Genomic DNA, 17925 nt, shown 5'->3' with positions numbered 1-17925 from the left:
TCCCGATCCGTTCCGATCCGACCCGCGCATGCGCCGCGCGAACCCGCGATCCCTATCTGCCAGAATACGCCCCCACCCGCCCGACGCGTGGATTCCTCTACGCGTACGCGCCGTAACGCGGATCGGACGGCAACGGGAACCGCGGATCGCACTGATCCGGCCGCAAGACAGGCCCCGCATACGGGTAGGGCAATTCATGGCGCAGCTGCTCGTAATACACGCGATACGCACGGAACAAGGCCAACTCCATCGGAGCCGACAGACCAGACGCCAGATATTCCAGATCCGGGTCAGCGCCGGGCAGCCGGCACCAGTACATCCGGTTCACCCACACATACAGGTATCCGTCCCATACGATCCATCCCGGCTTCATCGCCATGCCGTTCATCAACTCGACCATGCGAGCCGAAGGCCTGCCCGTATAAGGAGGCATGAACGGCGGATCATCCACATGACCCAACGAACACGTGGAATGCAACGTCAACGACGAATCCACAGTCAACGGAAACGGGGCACGCAGCACGGCGAACCATGCTTCATCCGCCTCACGGTTCCGGACGGACGGCATCGGCCGGACAGGACGATAATACGGAGACACCGTCCCGTCGGTCGACGCGTCCAACCCGCCAGGCAGACGGTCGACGGAGTCGCAGGCGGCCGCCACCCAACCGTCGCGCCAAGTCAGACGCGCCCGCCAACGACGGTCCGCGGGGTCGCCCAACGACATGCCGTCATCAGGAGCGACAGGCCTATCGCGTCCCGACGTGGCCGTGAAGAACAGGCAACGCGGCAGATCGAACGAAGGACGCGCAGCGCCGCCCGTACGCCCCGGCCCAAACCAGCCGCGATGCACCCAGTGACGCGGATTCAACGCCGGAGTGTTCGACCGCCAGATGCCAAACGCACGTCTCACCACCATCGTCCTCCCGCCAGTTCGGCCATCAGCACAAGCAGGGTGATGACGGTCAGAATCCACCATGCGATACGCCCGTTCCGATACCAGTAGTTCAGCAGAAACAGGTCAGGCCCCTGTCGGTGACGTTCCTTCAGACACGCCTGACATACGAGGGTCATTGATGGCAGAAGCAACAACAGCAACACGGCCAGCAAGGCGTGAGAAGGGGCGAGTCGGCCCGCCGGAATCCGATAAGGGGTGATCAGCGCCGCCAACCACACCGCATACAACAGCCAATCCGCATGAATTCGCGTCAAACGTTCCGCCAGACGATCCACCCATTTCATAAGACGTGACACCGGCAGCCTCCTACACGTACGCGCCGTAACGTGGATCGGACGGCAACGGGAACCGCGGATCGCACTGATCCGGCCACAAGACGGGCCCCGCATACGGATACGGCAGCTCACACCGCAACTGCTCGTAATACACGCGATAGGCCTTGAACAGTTCAAGCTCCAACGTCGCGGGCACGCCGCCTATGGCGTAACGAAAATCATCGTTCGCATCCGGCAGTTGTTTCCAGTACAGGGAGTTCACCCACACGTGCAGATACCCATCCCATACGATCCAACCCGGCTTCATGCGGAACGAGTTCATCAACCGCACCATCGCCTGCGACGGATCGCCGTTGTAGGGCGGCATGAACGGCGGGTCGTCGGTATGGCCAAGCGAGCATGTGGAGAACGACGTGAGGCCGGTGTCTTCGGTGATGGGGAACGGGGCGCGCAGAATGCTGACGTCCATACGCCTGCTGCCGTCCCCCTTGTCGCCGATCTGTCTGGGGAATGGCCGCACCGGAGCGCAATACCAGCAGGACACGGTGCTTGCCCCGTGATTATTGAACGCATAACTGAGCGTGGATGCCACGATCCAATGGTCACGCCATGCGTAGGTCGTCGGGCGCGATGCCTTTTCGAACTCTCCGATGGGATTCATCAACGTGCTGCCATCGTCCGGGAACATTGGATGATCCCGTCCCGACGCGCACGTGTACAGCAATGGAATCGGCAGGTCGAATGCCTCGTGTTTGGCACCGAAACGATCGATGCTCGCATCCCAGCCGCGGTTCTTCCAATGCATCCTGCTCCAGCCCGGACGGTTCGCCCGCATATACGCCAGATAGCCCATCGCAACCACTTCCAATCATCGGGCGGACGCCCGCCGCCAATTCCTATTCCCGATCACGTCTGTACCCGCCCGACGCATGGATTCCTCTACACGTACGCGCCGTAACGGGGATCGGACGGCAACGGGAACCTCGGATCGCACTGATCCGGCCACGAGACAGGCCCCGCATACGGGTAGGGCAATTCATGGCGCAACTGCTCGTAATACACACGATACGCACGGAACAAGGCCAATTCCACGGGAACGGGAACCCCGAGCTGCTCCGTTCCTTTCCACTGCGCCCCATACCGCTTACTCCAGTACAGGTAGTTCACCCACACGTGCAAGTACCCGTCCCATACGATCCACCCCGGCTTCATCGCCATACCGTTCATCAACTCGACCATACGAGCCGACGGCCTGCCCGTATACGGCGGCATGAACGGCGGATCATCCACATGACCCAACGAACACGTCGCATGCAACGTCAACGACGAATCCGATGTCAACGGAAACGGAGCACGCAACACGGCGAACCGCGCATCCCTGCCATTGTCGAAACCCGTTCTCGGCATCAGACGGACAGGCCGATACAGCTGCTGATACATATTGCGCCGATAACTGTACATACTCAGCAGCTTCCACTCCATATCGTTACATAGATAATAGGTGTTCCACCGCTCACTGCCCTTCCACGAAATCCACGGATGCATGAGCGTTCCGCCATGGTCGTTACCCGCGGGCTTCTCACGCCCGGACACGGCAGTCCAGAACAATGCCCGCGGAAGATCGAACTTGAATGGATCCCCATCCGCTGTCGCCACGACATCATGCCATCCGCGGTTCATCCAATGATGCGGATTCGTCGCCGGATTGTTCAAAGCATATTCCGCACGAATGTTTTCGAACATGACTGTCGATCACCTCCATCTCCACATGAATCAGTGTCAAACGTTCCGCCAGACGATTCACACATTCCATATAACGTGACACCGGCAGCACCCCTACACGTACGCGCCGTAACGTGGATCGGACGGCAACGGGAACCGCGGATCGCACTGATCCGGCCACAAGACAGGCCCCGCATACGGGTACGGCAGCTCACACCGCAACTGCTCGTAATACACACGATACGCACGGAACAAGGCCAATTCCACGGGAACGGACACACCGAAAAGCGTATGAGCAGGTCGTCTGCCCATTGATTGTCGCCAGTACAGGTAGTTCACCCACACGTGCAAGTACCCGTCCCATACGATCCAACCCGGCTTCATCGCCATGCCGTTCATCAACTCGACCATGCGAGCCGACGGCCTGCCCGTATACGGCGGCATGAACGGCGGATCATCCACATGACCCAACGAACACGTCGCATGCAACGTCAACGAGGTATCCGATGTCAGCGGGAACGGAGCACGCAGCACGGCGAACAGAGCGTGTCGGGTGCGGCCATGATATCGAGGCATGGGACGTACCGGATGATAGTAACGGATGAAGCGATTCGTCACCACCTCATCCTCGCTGTCGACCCTCATCGCCAGCCAGCCGTCACGTTCGCAGAATCCCACAGGCCAATAATCACTGGCACCGGGCACCTTCGGACGAAGCATGGTGCCGCCAAGATCCCCGACCGCCGACGTCTCCCTGCCGGATACGGCCATCCAGAACAACCCCTGCGGCAAATCGAACCTGTCCAGGCATGCGCCGCCATACGAATCCACCCATCCCCTGTTGGCCCAATGATGCGGATTTGTCGCCGGATTATTCAAGACGCTTATCGCACGGATACTATCGAACACACCAGCCCCGGTTCACCGTGAATGACGACCATGCGGGGGCTGCGGCGCCTGAGCGGGCGCGGGAACCGGCGGATACCCCTGCGCAGGCTGCTGCGGCATAGGCGGCCTCGTATACGAGACTGGTGCCGGAACCACCTGAACCGGTGGAGCCGCCGGTGCCGGTGGATACGCCTGAGCCGGCGAAGACTGGACCGGATACCGTCCAGCCGGCGGATAGCCGCCCGCGGGAGCCGGCACGACGTTCCGCGGCGGACGCTGTGAACGGCGACGACGCTTCGCCAGCACGACCGCGAACACGATGCCGACCGACACCACGACCACACCGACGCCCGCGATCACACCCCACGCCCACACGGGCAATCCTGCCGCCGGCTTCGCATCCGACCGTTCGCCGGACACGGCCCCCGAACCCTTTGCGTCGGCGGTGTTCGTGGCCGAATACTTCATGCAGTCCGAACCGCCATCCGCACGGCACTGCTCGACCTTCTTCCATGCGGCCTGCTGACGCTCATATTCCTTACCAATCAGACCAGCCTCACAGGGAATCGCAAAATCGGTCAGATCGCCGTTCGGTTGGATGCCATCAGGATTTTTCGAACAATCCTGCGTATACCAATCCTTGTATTCCGGATACTGGGCCGCGGCCTTCATCTGATATTCCAGAATCGGGTTCACATCCTTGTATTGGGTTGGATCGACCGTCAGCAACGCGTTCAGATCCACTTCTCCGAAACCGCGTTTCCTCTCCGGATCGATGGTCGGCTTGCCTTTGCCTTCCTTTGTGTTACGAACCAGCGACTGGAGAATCTGGTTGCCCGTCGCATCCGGCCACTTCTGCATCGCCAATGCCAGATATGACGACAACACGGCCGCGGCGGTCGAAGTACCTCCATTGGTGGGGGTCAATGTTCCCGCCATGAGATGTTCCGCGGGGGACAATACCCCCTGCCCATAGGAAAGCACCGCGATATTGCCGTCGACCGTATCCGAAGCCTGTGAAAGAACCCCATTTCGGTCAACATTGTTTACGGTGACTACCCCGGGAAAGTAATTCATCTTCCTCGGGTCGCCAACCAAATCCCGCAATCCGGTGTCGGTGGTATTGGCGCGTGCACTGATGGTGATCACGCCGTATCTCAATGCCGTGACGAAACCCTCATAATCGTAGGACATCATCAACGATCCCTGCGAACGGTTGATAACACGAGCCCCCCATTTCACGGCCGTCGCCTCATCGACACCGTAATCCACCGAGGCCCAATCCGACTTGCCGGATTTACAGTCGTACGACAAATTGGATCCTTTGATCTCACGCCCGTTCGCGATGCTCAGCAGTTTCGCTTTCGGGGCTGCTCCCAGCACCCCCGTTTTGCCGTCATAGTCCTTGCCGTTGCCGGCAATCCAAGTCAACATATCCGTGCCATGCGTATACTGCCAGCTGTCCTCGCCCCGACGAAGAGTAGCCGTCAGGGGTTTCCCGTTAATCACACATTGGGTTTTCACTCTTTTCTTGGAATCCGCTTTCCGGAAGCTGCCCACCTGATACGTGATGTCGGCATCCGCCAGCCCCGGATACTCCCCAATCGGTTGAGTATCGATTACGGCGATCTTGACGCCGGAACCGTCGATGCCCTGCTTCCACGCGTTCTGCACCACGTCGTTCTCCACCGGCCAGCGTCCAGGCTCCTCGGCGTACACCGACGGCACCACCATGCCCAGACACGCGGCGAACGCCACAGCGCATGTGGCGGCCCGGGCCAATCGCCGTAATCCCCGTTCCAACGTCGTCGCCATATGCTGGTTCTCCCCTTCTTCACGGTCATGCGACGGATGCCCGTCGACCGACACGCCTTCGTGAATCACTATGCCTCCCATCCTACCGCCAACGATTCCGCCGTTTCACCGCACGCCCGTCCCTCGCGCCGTCGCGCGTACGGGCGGCGTCCATCCGGGAGGGCAGGCGGGCGGGTACGGGCTCATGCCCGCGCCCGGTATGCTCTCGCAGATCAACCCGCGGGATTCACGGAACATGTACTCCGCGAGCGAGACGCGCGCGGTCGCCACGTTCGCCATCAGCAGCGGCACGTCCACGAACGCCATCGCCCGGACCGTCGCATCCGCCCATCGCAACAACTCGTTCCCGCGCATGGTCAACGGGCGCATGTCCGGACCGTCCGGCGGCTGCAACGCGAAACGCGACCGGGAATCCGACCGGGCGGCCGCGTCGCCGATCGCCATGCTCGCCGCGATGTCCGCGCCCAACGGGAGCGCATGCCCGACGACCAGTTGTCCGACCGACGCGGCGAGCATCGCCTGCTCCGACTCCGCGCTCGGCATGGTGAACACCACATGCCGCCAATGCCGGGTCACGCCGTACACGTCGTTCGGCCCGGACTGCCATCCGATCAGACGGCCGTGCGTGTAGTCGAGCAGCATCCAACCGGCCGCATACGCGGACGCCAGACGGTCCACGGCGCCCGGCCCAGCCAGCCACCGTTCCGTCCGATTCGACACCATCCGCGCCGCCACGTTCCCCTGCGACAGCGGATTGTCCAGCAAGCGTCCCCTGGGTCTACGCATCGTCGCCTCGCTTTCCGATTCCGGCCGCTCCCCGATCGAGCTTCCGGTACCGTCCAGTCTACAACCACGGCCCAGCGGTCCTCACGGTCCGGCGGCTCAGTACGTCTTCAGCGCGAGGTCGATGGTGAGGACGATGCCGGCGATCACGGCGGCGGCGCGCATCACGTTCGCGGGGATGCGGCGGGTGATGGGCGGTGCGATGTAGCCGCCGATGAAGCATCCGACGCACAGCATGATCGCGGCCGGCCAGTCGACCGCGCCGCGCACGATGAACACGATGGACGCGGTGATGTTCGCGCCCGTGCCGATCAGCGTCTTCAACGCGTTGATCTTGTGGAACGGGCCGATCTTCGCCGCGTCGAGCACGGCGAGCGCGAGCGTGCCCGCGCCGGCGCCGAAGTATCCGGAGTAGACGGCGACCGCGACCACGCCGATCCACACCCACCAGGAGTCCTGCTTGAGCGGCTGCACCGGCCGTTCGAGGGAGTCCGCGCCGCGCGCGGCGATGGACGCGCCGGCCTTGCCGTCACCGTCCTGCATGCGCGTCAGCTGCGCGTGCGCGTCGGCGGCGGCCTGCTTGGCCTGCATGCGTCCACGCGGATTGACGGCGATGATGAGCGACGAGAACAGGATCAGCGCGGGCGCGGCGAATTCGAACACCTTCGGGTCGAGTTCGAGCAGCAGGTACGCGCCGGCCACGCCGCCCACCGCGCCGATGGACACGTAGACGGCGACGCGCAGCGCCTGTCCCTTGAGTTCACGGCGCGCGCCCATCACGCCGCCGATGCCGGTGCCGACCACGCCCACCGTGTTCGACGCGTTCGCAAGCACCGGCGGGATGCCGCAGGCGAGCAACGCCGGATACGACACGAGCGACGACGCGCCCACCGCGTACCCGACGAATCCCGCCCCCACCCCGGCGAGCAGGATCAGCAGCAGCGTGACGACGGAAAAACCCGCGACCATCCCTTCGGCTCCTCTCATGCAAGGCTCCACGGGCGAAGGCCCATGACCTTGTAGGGAGGATACGCCGTTGGGGGACGGGCGCGGGTTTTCTCTTGCTATGCGGACTTACGTCACAGGGTCTCGTTGTACTTGCGCACGGCGAGGGTGCGGCGCGAGGAGGCGACGTTCTCGACGACGAGACGCTTCAGGGCGGCGTCGGCGTCGGCGTGGGCGGCGAGCCAGGACTCGCCGAGCGAGACCAGCGTGGCCGGATCGGCGTAGCCCGGGTAGAGGCCGTTGAGCAGCGCCTCGGCCATGTGGTAGGTCTTGTTCGACCAGATCCAGTCGATCGTGTCGAAGTACTTCGCGGCGTACGGCTCGGCCAAGTCGGGGCGCGGCGTGGCGGCGAACCCGCGGGCCACGGCCTCCAGCTGGCTGTTGGTGAGCTCCGCGTTGTGGAGCGCCTGGTCCCACGCCCAGGCCTTCGCCTCGGCGGTGCCCTTGACCGCGTGCGCGCCGTAGGCGAACTCGCGGTTCTCGGTGGTCTCCTTGCGCTTGAGCTGCGCGTCGATGTCGTCGTCGGAGTACTCGTTCACGCTGGCGAGCGCGTTGACGATCGTCCACGTGAAGTTGTTGTCGATCTCGAGGCCGTCGAACGCGACGTCGCCGGAGAGCAGGCCGCGGGCGTTGGCGGCGAACGCGGCGTCGCCCTCCTCGCCGTAGCCGAGGTAGGCGGTGGCGAGCTGGAACTGCGCGTCGGAGCCGGGTTCGGCGGCGCGCACGAGCTCGAACAGCTCGGCGGCCACGTGCTTCAACACCTCGTCGCGGCGCGAGGCGGCCACGTAATGATGCGCGGTGGTGCTCATGCAGGCGAGCGCGTAGCGGAACGTGGTGGATTCGGTCTCGTGGGCGAGCAGGCGCAGCGTCATATCGACGAAACGCTCGGCCGGGAACTCGCCGTCGCGGGTCATGTCCCAGAAGGCGAGCCAGATGACGGCGCGGGCGAGCGCGTCGTCCACGTCCTGCAGATGCTCTTCGGCGAAGGCGAGCGAGGCGTCGTCGAAGCGGATCTTCGTGTAGGTGAGGTCCTCGTCGTTGACGAGCAGCAGCGCGGGGCGGCGCTTGCCGGCGGCCGCCTCGACGAGCGTGGTCTCGCCGTCCACGTCGAGTTCGATGCGGTCGGTGCGCACGACCTTGCCGCTCGCCTTGTCGAGATCATAGAAGCCGACGGCGAGGCGGTGCGGGCGGAGCACGGCGTGCTCGGCCGGCGCGGTCTGGGTGAGGGTGAGCGAGCCGATCACCCCGTCCTTGCCTTCCTCGACGGCGGGGAGGATCGTGTTGATGCCGGATTCCTCCAGCCACTTCGCGCTCCACGCCTTGAGGTCGCGGCCGGAGGTCGCCTCCAGCTCGCCGAGCAGGTCGGCGAGCGTCGCGTTCGCGTACGCGTGCTTGTCGAGATAGTTGTGGATGCCCTGGAAGAACTTCGTACGGCCCACGTAGAACACGAGCTGCTTCAACACGGAAGCGCCCTTTGCGTAGGTGATGCCGTCGAAGTTCACGTACGTGTCGTTGAGGTCGTTGATCGGCGCGACGATCGGATGCGTGGTGGGCAGCTGGTCCTGGCGCAGCGCCCAGCTTTTCTCGCCGGAGCAGAACGTGGCCCACGCGTCATGCCATTCAGTGGCCTCGGCGGTGGCGAGCGTGGAGGTGAACTCGGCGAAGGACTCGTTGAGCCACAGGTCGTTCCACCACTTCATCGTCACGTAGTCGCCGAACCACATGTGGGCGAGCTCGTGCAGCACGGTGACGACGCGGCGCTCGGCGAGCGCGTCCGTCACCTTGGATTCGAACACGTAGGAGTCGCGGATGGTGACCATGCCGATGTTCTCCATGGCGCCCGCGTTGTATTCCGGCACGTAAATCTGGTCGTACTTGGCGTACGGGTAGGGCACGCCCCAGGTCTTCGCGTAGAAGGCGAAGCCCTTCTTGGTGATGTCGAACAGGTAGTCGACGTCCTTGGCGAACGCCTCGGCGAGCGACTGGCGGCAGTACTGGGCCATCGGCACGATGCGGCCGTCCTCGTTCGCGTACTCGGTGTGCCATTCGGCGTACGGGCCGGCGCAGATGGCGGTCAGGTAGGAGCTCATCACCGGGGTCGGCTCGAAGCTCCACAGCTTCGTCGTCTCGTTCGGCTTCGCCTCGAGCGTGCCGTCGGCGGTCTCGCGGGCGAAGTCCTCGACGGTCCTGACCGGCATGTTGGAGGTGACGATCCAGCTCTTCGGGGCGAGCACCTTGAAGTCGAAGGTGGCCTTGAGGTCGGGCTGGTCGAACACGGCGTACACGCGGCGGGCGTCCGGAACCTCGAACTGGGAGTAGAGGTACACGTTGCCGTCGGACGGGTCGACGGAGCGGTGCAGGCCCTCGCCGGTGTTGGAGTAGCGGCACTTGGCCTCGACGACGACCTCGTTCTTGGTCTCGAGGCCGGTGAGCTCGATGCGGTCGTCGGCGAACGCCTCGGCCGGGTCGAGCGCGCGGCCGTTGAGCGTGATCGCGCTCACCTCGTCGGCGATGAGGTCGAGGAAGGTGGACGAGCCGGGCTTCGCGTTGAAGCAGATCAGGGTGTGGGAGCCGAAGGTCTTGGCGCCGACGGTCAGGTCGAGGTCCACATGGTAGTGGATGGGCGCCTCGACGATGGCCTTGCGCTCCTCGGCCTCGATGCGGGTCAGGTTCGATCCGGGCATGGTGTTCCTACTGTTCCTTTCAGTGCTGTTCGGTGACGTCGGTGGCGATGTCGGCCACGACGGGCACGATCATCGGCTTGCGGCGCAGCTGGCGGGCGATCCAGCCGCCGAGCGTGCGGCGCATGATCTGCTGCAGCTTGTACGTGTCGGTGGTGCCGGCCATGAGCGCGTCGTTCAGCTGTTCGACGATCTGGTGGCGCACCTTGTCGAACTCGCTTTCGTCCTCGGCCACGGCGTTCAGGTAGATCTTCGGGCCGGAGACGACCTCGCGGGCCTCGGAGTCGACCACGACGAACGCGGAGACGAAGCCCTCGGTGCCGAGGATGCGGCGCTTCTCCAGCTCCTCGTCGGTGAGCTCGCCGACCGAGTCGCCGTCGACGTACACGTAGCCGCACGGCACGGAGCCGACGACCGCGGCCTTGCCGTGGTACAGGTCGACGACGTCGCCGTCCTCGGCGAGCACGACGTTCTGCGGATCGACGCCGGTCTTCACGGCGATCAGGCCGTTGGCGACGAGGTGGCGGTTCTCGCCGTGGATCGGCATCGCGCACTTCGGCTTGACGATGTTGTACATGTACAGCAGCTCGCCCTCGTTGCAGTGGCCGGAGACGTGCACGGCCGCGTTGTCGCGGTTGACGACCTTCGCGCCGAGCTGGACGAGCTTGTTGATGACCTTGTACACGCCGTGCTCGTTGCCCGGGATGAGCGAGCTGGCGAGGATCACGGTGTCGAACTCGTTGATGTGGATGTCGCGGTGGTTGCCGTCGGCGATGCGGCCGAGGGCGGCCATCGGCTCGCCCTGGGAGCCGGTGCACATGTAGACGAGCTTGTCGTCCTGGATGTCGTTGGCCTGCTTGAGGTCCACGACGGTGCCTTCGGGGATGTGCAGGTAGCCGAGGTCGGCGGCGATGGACATGTTGCGCACCATCGAACGGCCGACGAACACGACCTTGCGGCCGTACTTGTGGGCGGTGTCGACGACCTGCTGCACGCGGTGCACGTGCGAGGAGAAGCTCGCGACGATGATCTTGCGGGTGGCCTGCGCGAACGCCTGGTCGAGCGCCGGGCCGATGGAGGTCTCCGGCTTGACGAAGCCCGGCACCTCGGCGTTCGTGGAGTCCATCATGAGCAGGTCCACGCCCTTCTCGCCGATCTTGCCGAACTCGACGAGGTCGGTGATCTTGTGGTCGAGCGGCAGCTGGTCGAGCTTGATGTCGCCGGTGTCGATCAGGGAGCCGGCCGGGGTCTTCACGTGCACGGCGAGCGCGTCCGGGATGGAGTGGGTCACGGTGATGAACTCGAGGTCGAACGGGCCGACCTTGAGCTTGTCGCGGCCTTCGACCTCCACCTTGGTGGGGTTGATGTGGTGCTCCTTGCACTTCGCGTCGACGAAGGCGAGGGTGAGCTTGGAGCCAATCAGCGGGATGTCCTCGCGCAGCTTGAGCAGGTAGGGCACGCCGCCGATGTGGTCTTCGTGGCCGTGGGTGAGCACGAGCGCCTCGACCTTGTCGAGACGGTCCTTGATGTAGTGGAAGTCGGGCAGGATGAGGTCGACGCCCGGCTGCTCCTCCTCGGGGAAGAGCACGCCGCAGTCGATGAGCAGCAGGTGGCCGTTGTATTCGATGACGTTCATGTTGCGGCCGATCTCGCCGAGACCGCCGAGCGGCGTGATGCGCATCGAACCCTTGCGGTACTTCGGCGGGGCGATGAGCACGGCGTCCTGCTGGGGCGCGGTGGCCTGCGTGCCGACGTTCTGGTGACGGGCGCGGGAGGCTCCGCCGCGGCCGCGGCCGGTGCCCTTGCCGCGGGTCGAGGAGCCGCGGCGGCGCGATGCGCCCGAGTTCTTGGAGGAGTTCCTGGTGTTCTTTTCTTTGTCTTGTGCCATTGCTTTCTTGTGTTTCCTGTAATTCTTGCCTTCGTGCTCTCACGAAGGCGACAGATGTGTCGGCTCGCTGCCGGCCCATGCGCGCGGGAATCCGTGTTGTTCGCTCCGTGCTTTCCGCGTATGCGTGTGAACGCGAACGGCCCCGGCTCCCCCGCGCCCGCGTCGTCGCGACGCGTGCGGACGGGGGCACCGGGGCCTCGTCGCCCGTTACAGCAGGCCGGCGGCCCGCATGCCCATCTCGGCCTTCTCGAGCTGGGTGGCGTCCGGTCCGACGTTCGGCAGACGCATGAACGTGGAGTCGAGCACGCCGCGGACCTTCAGCGCGGCCTTGGCCATGACGGCCTGGTAGCCGTCGCCGTTGAGCGCGTGAACGAGCGGTGCGAGCTGGTTGGCGAGGCGCTGCGCCTCGTGGATGTCGCCGCGGTCGAAGGCCTCGACGAGCTGGCGCATGGGGTTTGCGGCCGCATGCGCGATGACGGAGATGATGCCGACGGCGCCGATGGAGAGGAACGGCAGGAACAGGCCGTCGTCGCCCGAATACCAGGCGAGTCCGGTGCGCTGCTGCTTCTCGACGGCGGCGGCGAGGTCGCCGGTGGCGTCCTTGACGGCCACGACGTGCTCGAGTTCGGCGAGACGGTCGTAGGTGTCGATCGTCACCTTGAGTCCGGTGCGGCCGGGCACGTCGTAGACGATGATCGGCTTGTCGGTGCTTTCGTCGACGGCCTTGTAGTGGCCGAAGACGCCGTCCTGGGACGGACGGGAGTAGTAGGGCATGACGACGAGCACCGCGTCGGCGCCCGCCTCCTGGGTCTGTTCGACCATGCGCACGGTGTGCGCGGTGTCGTTGGAGCCGGCGCCGGAGATGACCGGCACGTCGACGACCTCCTTGACCGCACGGACGAGGTCGACCTTCTCGTCCATGTGGGTGACGGGCGATTCGCCGGTGGTGCCGTTGACGACGAGGCCGTCGGCGCCGTCGGCGACGAGCTGCTTGGCGAGCTTCTGCGCCGCCTCGTAATCGACGTCGCCGTTGGACTTCATCGGAGTGACCATCGCGGGCAGGATACGCCCGAACGGGGCAGGATTCAGCAGATGCATAGCGCTCTCAGTCATAGTGTTCACCGTACTTCGCATTGTGGACGCTTCTGTAACGACTCTTCCGCGGCGTCCGATCACAGGTCGAGGAACTTGTCGAGGCCGACGGTGAGGCCCGCGGGGGCGTCGCCGGCGAGCTTGCGCACGGCGAGCAGCACGCCGGGCATGAACGAGCCGCGGTCGAAGCTGTCGGCGCGGATGACGAGCTGCTCGCCGGCGTTGCCGAAGAGCACCTCCTCGTGCGCGTTGAGGCCCCTGAGGCGCACGGCGTGCACGTGGACGCCGTCGACGACCTGGCCGCGCGAGCCGCCGTCGGTCTGGGTGTTGTCCGGCACGGGGCCGAGTCCGGCGGCCTTGCGCGCGGCGGCGATGCCGGCCGCGGTGTGGATGGCGGTGCCGGAGGGGGCGTCCACCTTGTCCGGGTGGTGCAGTTCGATGACCTCCACCGATTCGAAGTACTTGGCGGCCTGCGTGGAGAAGTGGTCGGCGAGCACGGCGGAGATCGCGAAGTTCGGCGCGATGAACACCTTCTGCGTGTCCGGGCGCGGGCCGGCGGCGATGGCCTCGCGCACCTTGGCGAGCTTCTCCTCGGTCCAGCCGGTGGTGCCGACGACCACGTCGACGCCCTGCGCGACGAGCGCGAGCACGTTCGTCAGGCTCACGGCGGGAACGGTGAACTCGACGACGACGTCCGTGTTGTCTGGGCTGATGCGCGTGAGGTCGTCGCCCGCGTCGAGCGCGAGCGCGAGCTGTGTGTCGGCCGCGCCGTTCACCGCGTCGACGACGTGCGATCCCATGCGTCCCTTGGCGCCTACCACCGAAACCCTGATCATATTGTGCTCCTTGTCTTTCCATATCCCTTGCGGGTCATATCCGTCACGAGACTATCACCGGCGCCGCGGCGTCCGTCGTTTCGCCCACCTGTCAGACATCCCGGCGGCGCCGCCGACTATTCCAGCAGACCCAGCAGGTCGTCGCGGGTGAGCGAGGCGATCGACGCGGGCGCGGCCCCGGCGAGCGCGGACGCGTCGGTGAACTGGCGTGCGAGCGCGCTTTTCGTGTGCTGCAGTTCGAGGATGCGCTCCTCGATCGTGTCCTTGGCGACGATCCGGTACACGTCCACGTCGTGGCGTTGGCCGATGCGGTGCGCGCGGTCGGTGGCCTGGTCCTGCGCGGCCGCGTTCCACCACGGGTCGGCGTGGATGACGACGCTCGCGCCGACGAGGTTCAGACCCGTGTTGCCGGCTTTGAGCGAGATGAGGAACACGGGGGTGTCGTCGGCGTTGAACCGGTCGACGAGTTCGAGGCGGCGTTTCTTCGGCGTGGAGCCGTCGATCCGGTACCAGTCGACGCCCTGCGCGTCGAGCCGTTCGCCGATCAGGTCGAGGAATCCGGTGAACTGGGAGAAGACGAGCGCCTTCTTGCCTTCGGACATGCAGCTGGAGACGAGTTCGGCGATGGCGGCGAGCTTCGCCGAACGGTCCTTCGCGTTCGCGTAGAGGAGCCGCGGGTCGCAGCAGATCTGGCGCAGTCCGGTCAGTTCGGCGAGGATGCGGATCTTCGACGTGGCGAAATCGTCGTCCGCCTCGTGTTCGAGCTGTTTGCGCAGCCGCTGCTCGTGCGCCGCGTACAGCTTGCGCTGTTCGCCCTCCAGCTGCACGGTAACGGTCGTCTCGATCTTGTCGGGCAGGTCGGTGAGCACCTGCGACTTGAGCCGTCGTTTGATGAACACGCCGACGAGCGCCTGGAGACGCCGCGTCACGCGTTCGCTTTCCGGGTTGACCTGCGCGGCGGCGCGTCCTTCGGCGCTCGACGCGTCGGCGGCGCGCGCGTTCGAGATCGGCAGTTCGTAGCGTTCGTGGAACCGCTTGTACGAGCCGAGCAGCCCGGGCATGAGGAAGTCGAAGATGCTCCACAGTTCGCTCAGCCGGTTCTCGATCGGCGTGCCGGTCAATGCGAACCGGTGTTCGGCGGTCACGGCCTTGACGGCCTTCGCGATCTTGGTCGTGTGGTTCTTGATGACCTGCGCCTCGTCGAGCGCCATCACGTCGAACCGCACGCCGCGGTAGTCGTCCACGTCGCGGCGCAGCAGATCGTAGGAGGTGATGAGCACGGTGGCCGCGGCGTCGCCCGTCGCGACCGACGCATCATCGTCGCCGCCGTCCTCGCCGTCCGCCGTGCCGCCCGCGTGCCGCGCGATGGCGGCGCGGCGTTCCGACTTCGTCCCGGCGACCGTGACGGCGCGCACGCCGGGCGCGAATTTCGCGAACTCGGCGGCCCAGTTGTAGACGAGCGACGCCGGGCAGACGATGAGCGACGGCAGGGAGCGTTCCCGCGACGCGTCCGGTCCGTCGCCCCGCCGCGCTTCGGCGAGCGCGACGAGCAGGGTGATGAGCTGCACGGATTTGCCGAGTCCCATCTCGTCGGCGAGGATGCCGCCGAATCCCTTGTCGCACAGGGTGCGCAGCCACCGGTAGCCGTCCACCTGATACGGTCTGAGCACCCGGGCGAGCGACGCCGGCACCTGGTAGCGCGCCGGGTCGATGGTCTTGAGCTCGTCCACGTACTTCATGAACGAGGGCTCCTTGACGACGCCTGCGCCGGCGAGTTCGCCGTCGAGCAGGAACGCCTGCATGCCGGGCAGCGTGACCGGTCCCGCGTCGAGTTCGTTTTCGGACAAGTCGAAGTCGCCGGCGAACCGGTCGAGCGCGTCCAGGTCGGCGCCGCGCAGGTCGACGAACGTGCCGTCCTTCAACCGGTGGAAGCGTTGGCGGCGACGGTAGGCGGCGAGCAGCGAGCCGACCTCGTCGGGCGGCACCTCGTCGGCGATCGGCGAGATCTCCACGAGATTCGACGTGACGGACAGGCCGACCTTCACGCTCGGCGGCTTGGGCGCGAGCATGCGGTCGAACGCGGGCGTGGTGAACACCTTGCCCTGCGCGCGCAGCGCGTCGAGGCCTTCGTCGAACAGGGCGACGATGCGCGTCGTCTCGTCGCGGCCGATGCGCGCCGGGGCCGACGGCGAATCCACCGAGAAATACGCGCGCACCAGGTCGAGCATGGCGCGTTCGGCGCCGAAGTCACGCCCCGCGCCGACTTGGGGCGTGAGTCCCGGCGCGAAGTCGCTCCCCCGCTGCGGCACGACCGTCATCTCGCGCGAACCGTACCGGGCCTTCGCCTCGCAGGTGACGCCCCGCTCGTCGCGGTCAAGATAGAACTCGGGCTCGCATGCGACGGGCCGCAACAGCACGATCTCCTTCGGCACGTTGCCGGCCGGCAGGAGACCGCTGTCGAGCAGACGCGGCAGCAGCGTGCGCGCGAACAGGGGCGCATCATCGAAGGCGATGTGCCCGCCCGTCGGAGCATCGCCGCCGCGCGCGTTCGCCGCCGCCCCCTGCACGCCATCCGCGTCCGGCGGGGCGCAGACGACCGGCAGCAGGTCGGCGACCGGCTCCAACGCCTTCGGGCAGCGCACGAACCGGTATCCGGCGGCGCTCACATGCAGCGTCTCACGCCCGCGCCGGGAGAGCGTCGCGCCGCCGCCGCGCCCGTCCGCGGGCGGCAGCATCAGCCACATACCCCGCTCCCCCGCGATCGTGGCCGCGACCGGGGGCGTGCCGGCGAGCGCGTATCCGTCGACGCCGACGTCGCCGCTGATGCGCGTCATCGTCACGATCGGCGCGAACGCGGCTCCGTCCGCCGGGACGGGAGTCTCCACGCGCACGGTGGACGGCGACGACATGTACCACGGGTCGAGCACCAGTCCGATCTCACTGCCCGCGACCAGGTCGAGCAGGCGTGCGACCTCCGCGGCGGCGAGCGTGAGATGCCGGCCGAGCTCCACGTTGCCGAAACGGCCGTACCGCGTGTCCTGCAGGTCGACGGCGCGCCGCACGTCCGCGACGCGGTCGAGGAAGACGAGCAGCGCGCGCGACCGGTCGTCGAACATGCCGCGCGTATGCGTGAACGCGAGTTTCTTCCCATACTCCCGATACCGCTGGTACCGCACGTCGTCGAGCAGGTCGTCGATCGATTTGAGCACGTAGGAGGTGCCGCCGCGCGCGCCGACGCGGAACTGGACGCTCCACCGGCCGGACAGGCAGGCGAGGGTGGGCGTGAGCGCCACCTCGCCGGGATGCGGCGTGCGGGGGCCGGTTCCCGTGCCGCGCCCGGTGCCGGGCATGCGGCCGCCGTCCGACGTGCCGGCGGCGATCATGGCGGCGCGGCGTTTCGCCTGACGCGTCGTCTCCTCCTGCTCGTCGATGCGCTGCATCGCGGCGAGCAGGCCGCGCGACGAGCGCACCGCCGATGTCGCGCCATAGCCGGAGAAGCCTTCCGGATCGGCGACGAACGCGAGCACGAGCGCGGCCATGTGCTTGCAGATGTCGTAGCCGCGCGCGTAGGCGGGGCATGTGCAGCCGCCGCCGGTCACGTCGCCGGTGTCCGTGTGGAAGTACACGTTGACCGTGTAGCGGCTGGACGGGCTGGAGCTGCCGCGGATCCGGCCGGAGATCGTCGCGAGCCCGGTGCGCGCGTCCATCTCGTAGGCGAGGTCGTCCATCATGCGGGCGCGCGCCGCGGATATCGTGCGGGCGCGCATGAGCACCACGGGCGAGGTGTTGTCCACCAGCGAAAGACGCAGGGCGTTCAGGGGGACGCCGTCGGCGATGCCGTCGTCCGCATCCCATGAGCCGTAGTCGAATCCGCCGAACGCACCGGCGTCGTCATCGCCATACCCGTAGTCGTCGCCGTCGGCGTAACCGTCGCCGTCCACATGACCGAACACGCTGAACCCCATGCCACGGCTCCTTTCCC

13 protein-coding genes are annotated in these 17925 nt (G+C 65.9%); all 13 read right to left on the bottom strand.

Going from position 1 to position 17925, the window contains the following annotated elements; translation table 11 throughout:
* Positions 1–97: 97 nt before the first annotated feature.
* Positions 98–727, bottom strand: a complete 630-nt coding sequence (locus tag BSTEL_RS07975) for a hypothetical protein (RefSeq protein ID WP_034529321.1) — start codon at positions 725–727, stop codon at positions 98–100.
* A gap of 182 nt (positions 728–909) precedes the next feature.
* Positions 910–1254, bottom strand: a complete 345-nt coding sequence (locus tag BSTEL_RS07970; protein WP_156963229.1) for a hypothetical protein — start codon at positions 1252–1254, stop codon at positions 910–912.
* A gap of 10 nt (positions 1255–1264) precedes the next feature.
* Complete coding sequence (locus BSTEL_RS07965; RefSeq protein WP_034529318.1) at positions 1265–2086, bottom strand: hypothetical protein; 822 nt, start codon at positions 2084–2086, stop codon at positions 1265–1267.
* 86 nt (positions 2087–2172) lie between these two features.
* Positions 2173–2976, bottom strand: a complete 804-nt coding sequence (locus tag BSTEL_RS07960) for a hypothetical protein (RefSeq protein ID WP_034529316.1) — start codon at positions 2974–2976, stop codon at positions 2173–2175.
* Between the two features lie 93 nt (positions 2977–3069).
* On the bottom strand, positions 3070–3834 hold the full coding sequence (locus tag BSTEL_RS07955; RefSeq protein ID WP_156963228.1) for a hypothetical protein: 765 nt from the start codon (positions 3832–3834) through the stop codon (positions 3070–3072).
* A 42-nt stretch (positions 3835–3876) separates the two neighbouring features.
* Positions 3877–5727 (bottom strand): S8 family serine peptidase, encoded by a 1851-nt coding sequence (locus BSTEL_RS07950; protein WP_238567670.1) that lies wholly within the window; start codon positions 5725–5727, stop codon positions 3877–3879.
* Positions 5728–5763: 36 nt separating this feature from the next.
* Positions 5764–6423, bottom strand: a complete 660-nt coding sequence (locus tag BSTEL_RS07945) for a hypothetical protein (protein ID WP_156963227.1) — start codon at positions 6421–6423, stop codon at positions 5764–5766.
* Positions 6424–6540: 117 nt separating this feature from the next.
* A complete protein-coding gene (locus BSTEL_RS07940; RefSeq protein WP_084686191.1) occupies positions 6541–7410 on the bottom strand; it encodes a sulfite exporter TauE/SafE family protein in 870 nt (289 codons plus the stop codon).
* Between the two features lie 110 nt (positions 7411–7520).
* A complete protein-coding gene (gene pepN, locus BSTEL_RS07935; protein WP_034529307.1) occupies positions 7521–10130 on the bottom strand; it encodes an aminopeptidase N in 2610 nt (869 codons plus the stop codon).
* A gap of 19 nt (positions 10131–10149) precedes the next feature.
* Entirely contained in the window at positions 10150–12015 is a 1866-nt protein-coding gene (locus BSTEL_RS07930) for a ribonuclease J (protein WP_034529304.1), read from the bottom strand.
* A gap of 207 nt (positions 12016–12222) precedes the next feature.
* Positions 12223–13128 (bottom strand): 4-hydroxy-tetrahydrodipicolinate synthase, encoded by a 906-nt coding sequence (dapA, locus tag BSTEL_RS07925; protein ID WP_034529301.1) that lies wholly within the window; start codon positions 13126–13128, stop codon positions 12223–12225.
* Between the two features lie 59 nt (positions 13129–13187).
* A complete protein-coding gene (gene dapB, locus BSTEL_RS07920; RefSeq protein WP_034529296.1) occupies positions 13188–13943 on the bottom strand; it encodes a 4-hydroxy-tetrahydrodipicolinate reductase in 756 nt (251 codons plus the stop codon).
* Between the two features lie 116 nt (positions 13944–14059).
* A complete protein-coding gene (locus BSTEL_RS07915; RefSeq protein WP_034529294.1) occupies positions 14060–17908 on the bottom strand; it encodes a DEAD/DEAH box helicase in 3849 nt (1282 codons plus the stop codon).
* Positions 17909–17925 lie beyond the last annotated feature (17 nt).

This window comes from Bifidobacterium stellenboschense (assembly GCF_000741785.1).
In the GTDB taxonomy this organism is placed as follows: domain Bacteria; phylum Actinomycetota; class Actinomycetes; order Actinomycetales; family Bifidobacteriaceae; genus Bifidobacterium; species Bifidobacterium stellenboschense.
This window is presented reverse-complemented; position numbering and strand designations above follow the sequence as displayed.

Bases quoted from the DNA above. Each gene is read 5' to 3' on its own strand.
- BSTEL_RS07960 (WP_034529316.1), bottom strand. From the start codon at position 2,976: ATGTTCGAAAACATTCGTGCGGAATATGCTTTGAACAATCCGGCGACG.
- dapB (WP_034529296.1), bottom strand. From the start codon at position 13,943: ATGATCAGGGTTTCGGTGGTAGGCGCCAAGGGACGCATGGGATCGCAC.
- BSTEL_RS07930 (WP_034529304.1), bottom strand. From the start codon at position 12,015: ATGGCACAAGACAAAGAAAAGAACACCAGGAACTCCTCCAAGAACTCG.
- BSTEL_RS07915 (WP_034529294.1), bottom strand. From the start codon at position 17,908: ATGGGGTTCAGCGTGTTCGGTCATGTGGACGGCGACGGTTACGCCGAC.
- BSTEL_RS07975 (WP_034529321.1), bottom strand. From the start codon at position 727: ATGTCGTTGGGCGACCCCGCGGACCGTCGTTGGCGGGCGCGTCTGACT.
- BSTEL_RS07965 (WP_034529318.1), bottom strand. From the start codon at position 2,086: ATGGGCTATCTGGCGTATATGCGGGCGAACCGTCCGGGCTGGAGCAGG.
- pepN (WP_034529307.1), bottom strand. From the start codon at position 10,130: ATGCCCGGATCGAACCTGACCCGCATCGAGGCCGAGGAGCGCAAGGCC.
- dapA (WP_034529301.1), bottom strand. From the start codon at position 13,128: ATGACTGAGAGCGCTATGCATCTGCTGAATCCTGCCCCGTTCGGGCGT.
- BSTEL_RS07940 (WP_084686191.1), bottom strand. From the start codon at position 7,410: ATGGTCGCGGGTTTTTCCGTCGTCACGCTGCTGCTGATCCTGCTCGCC.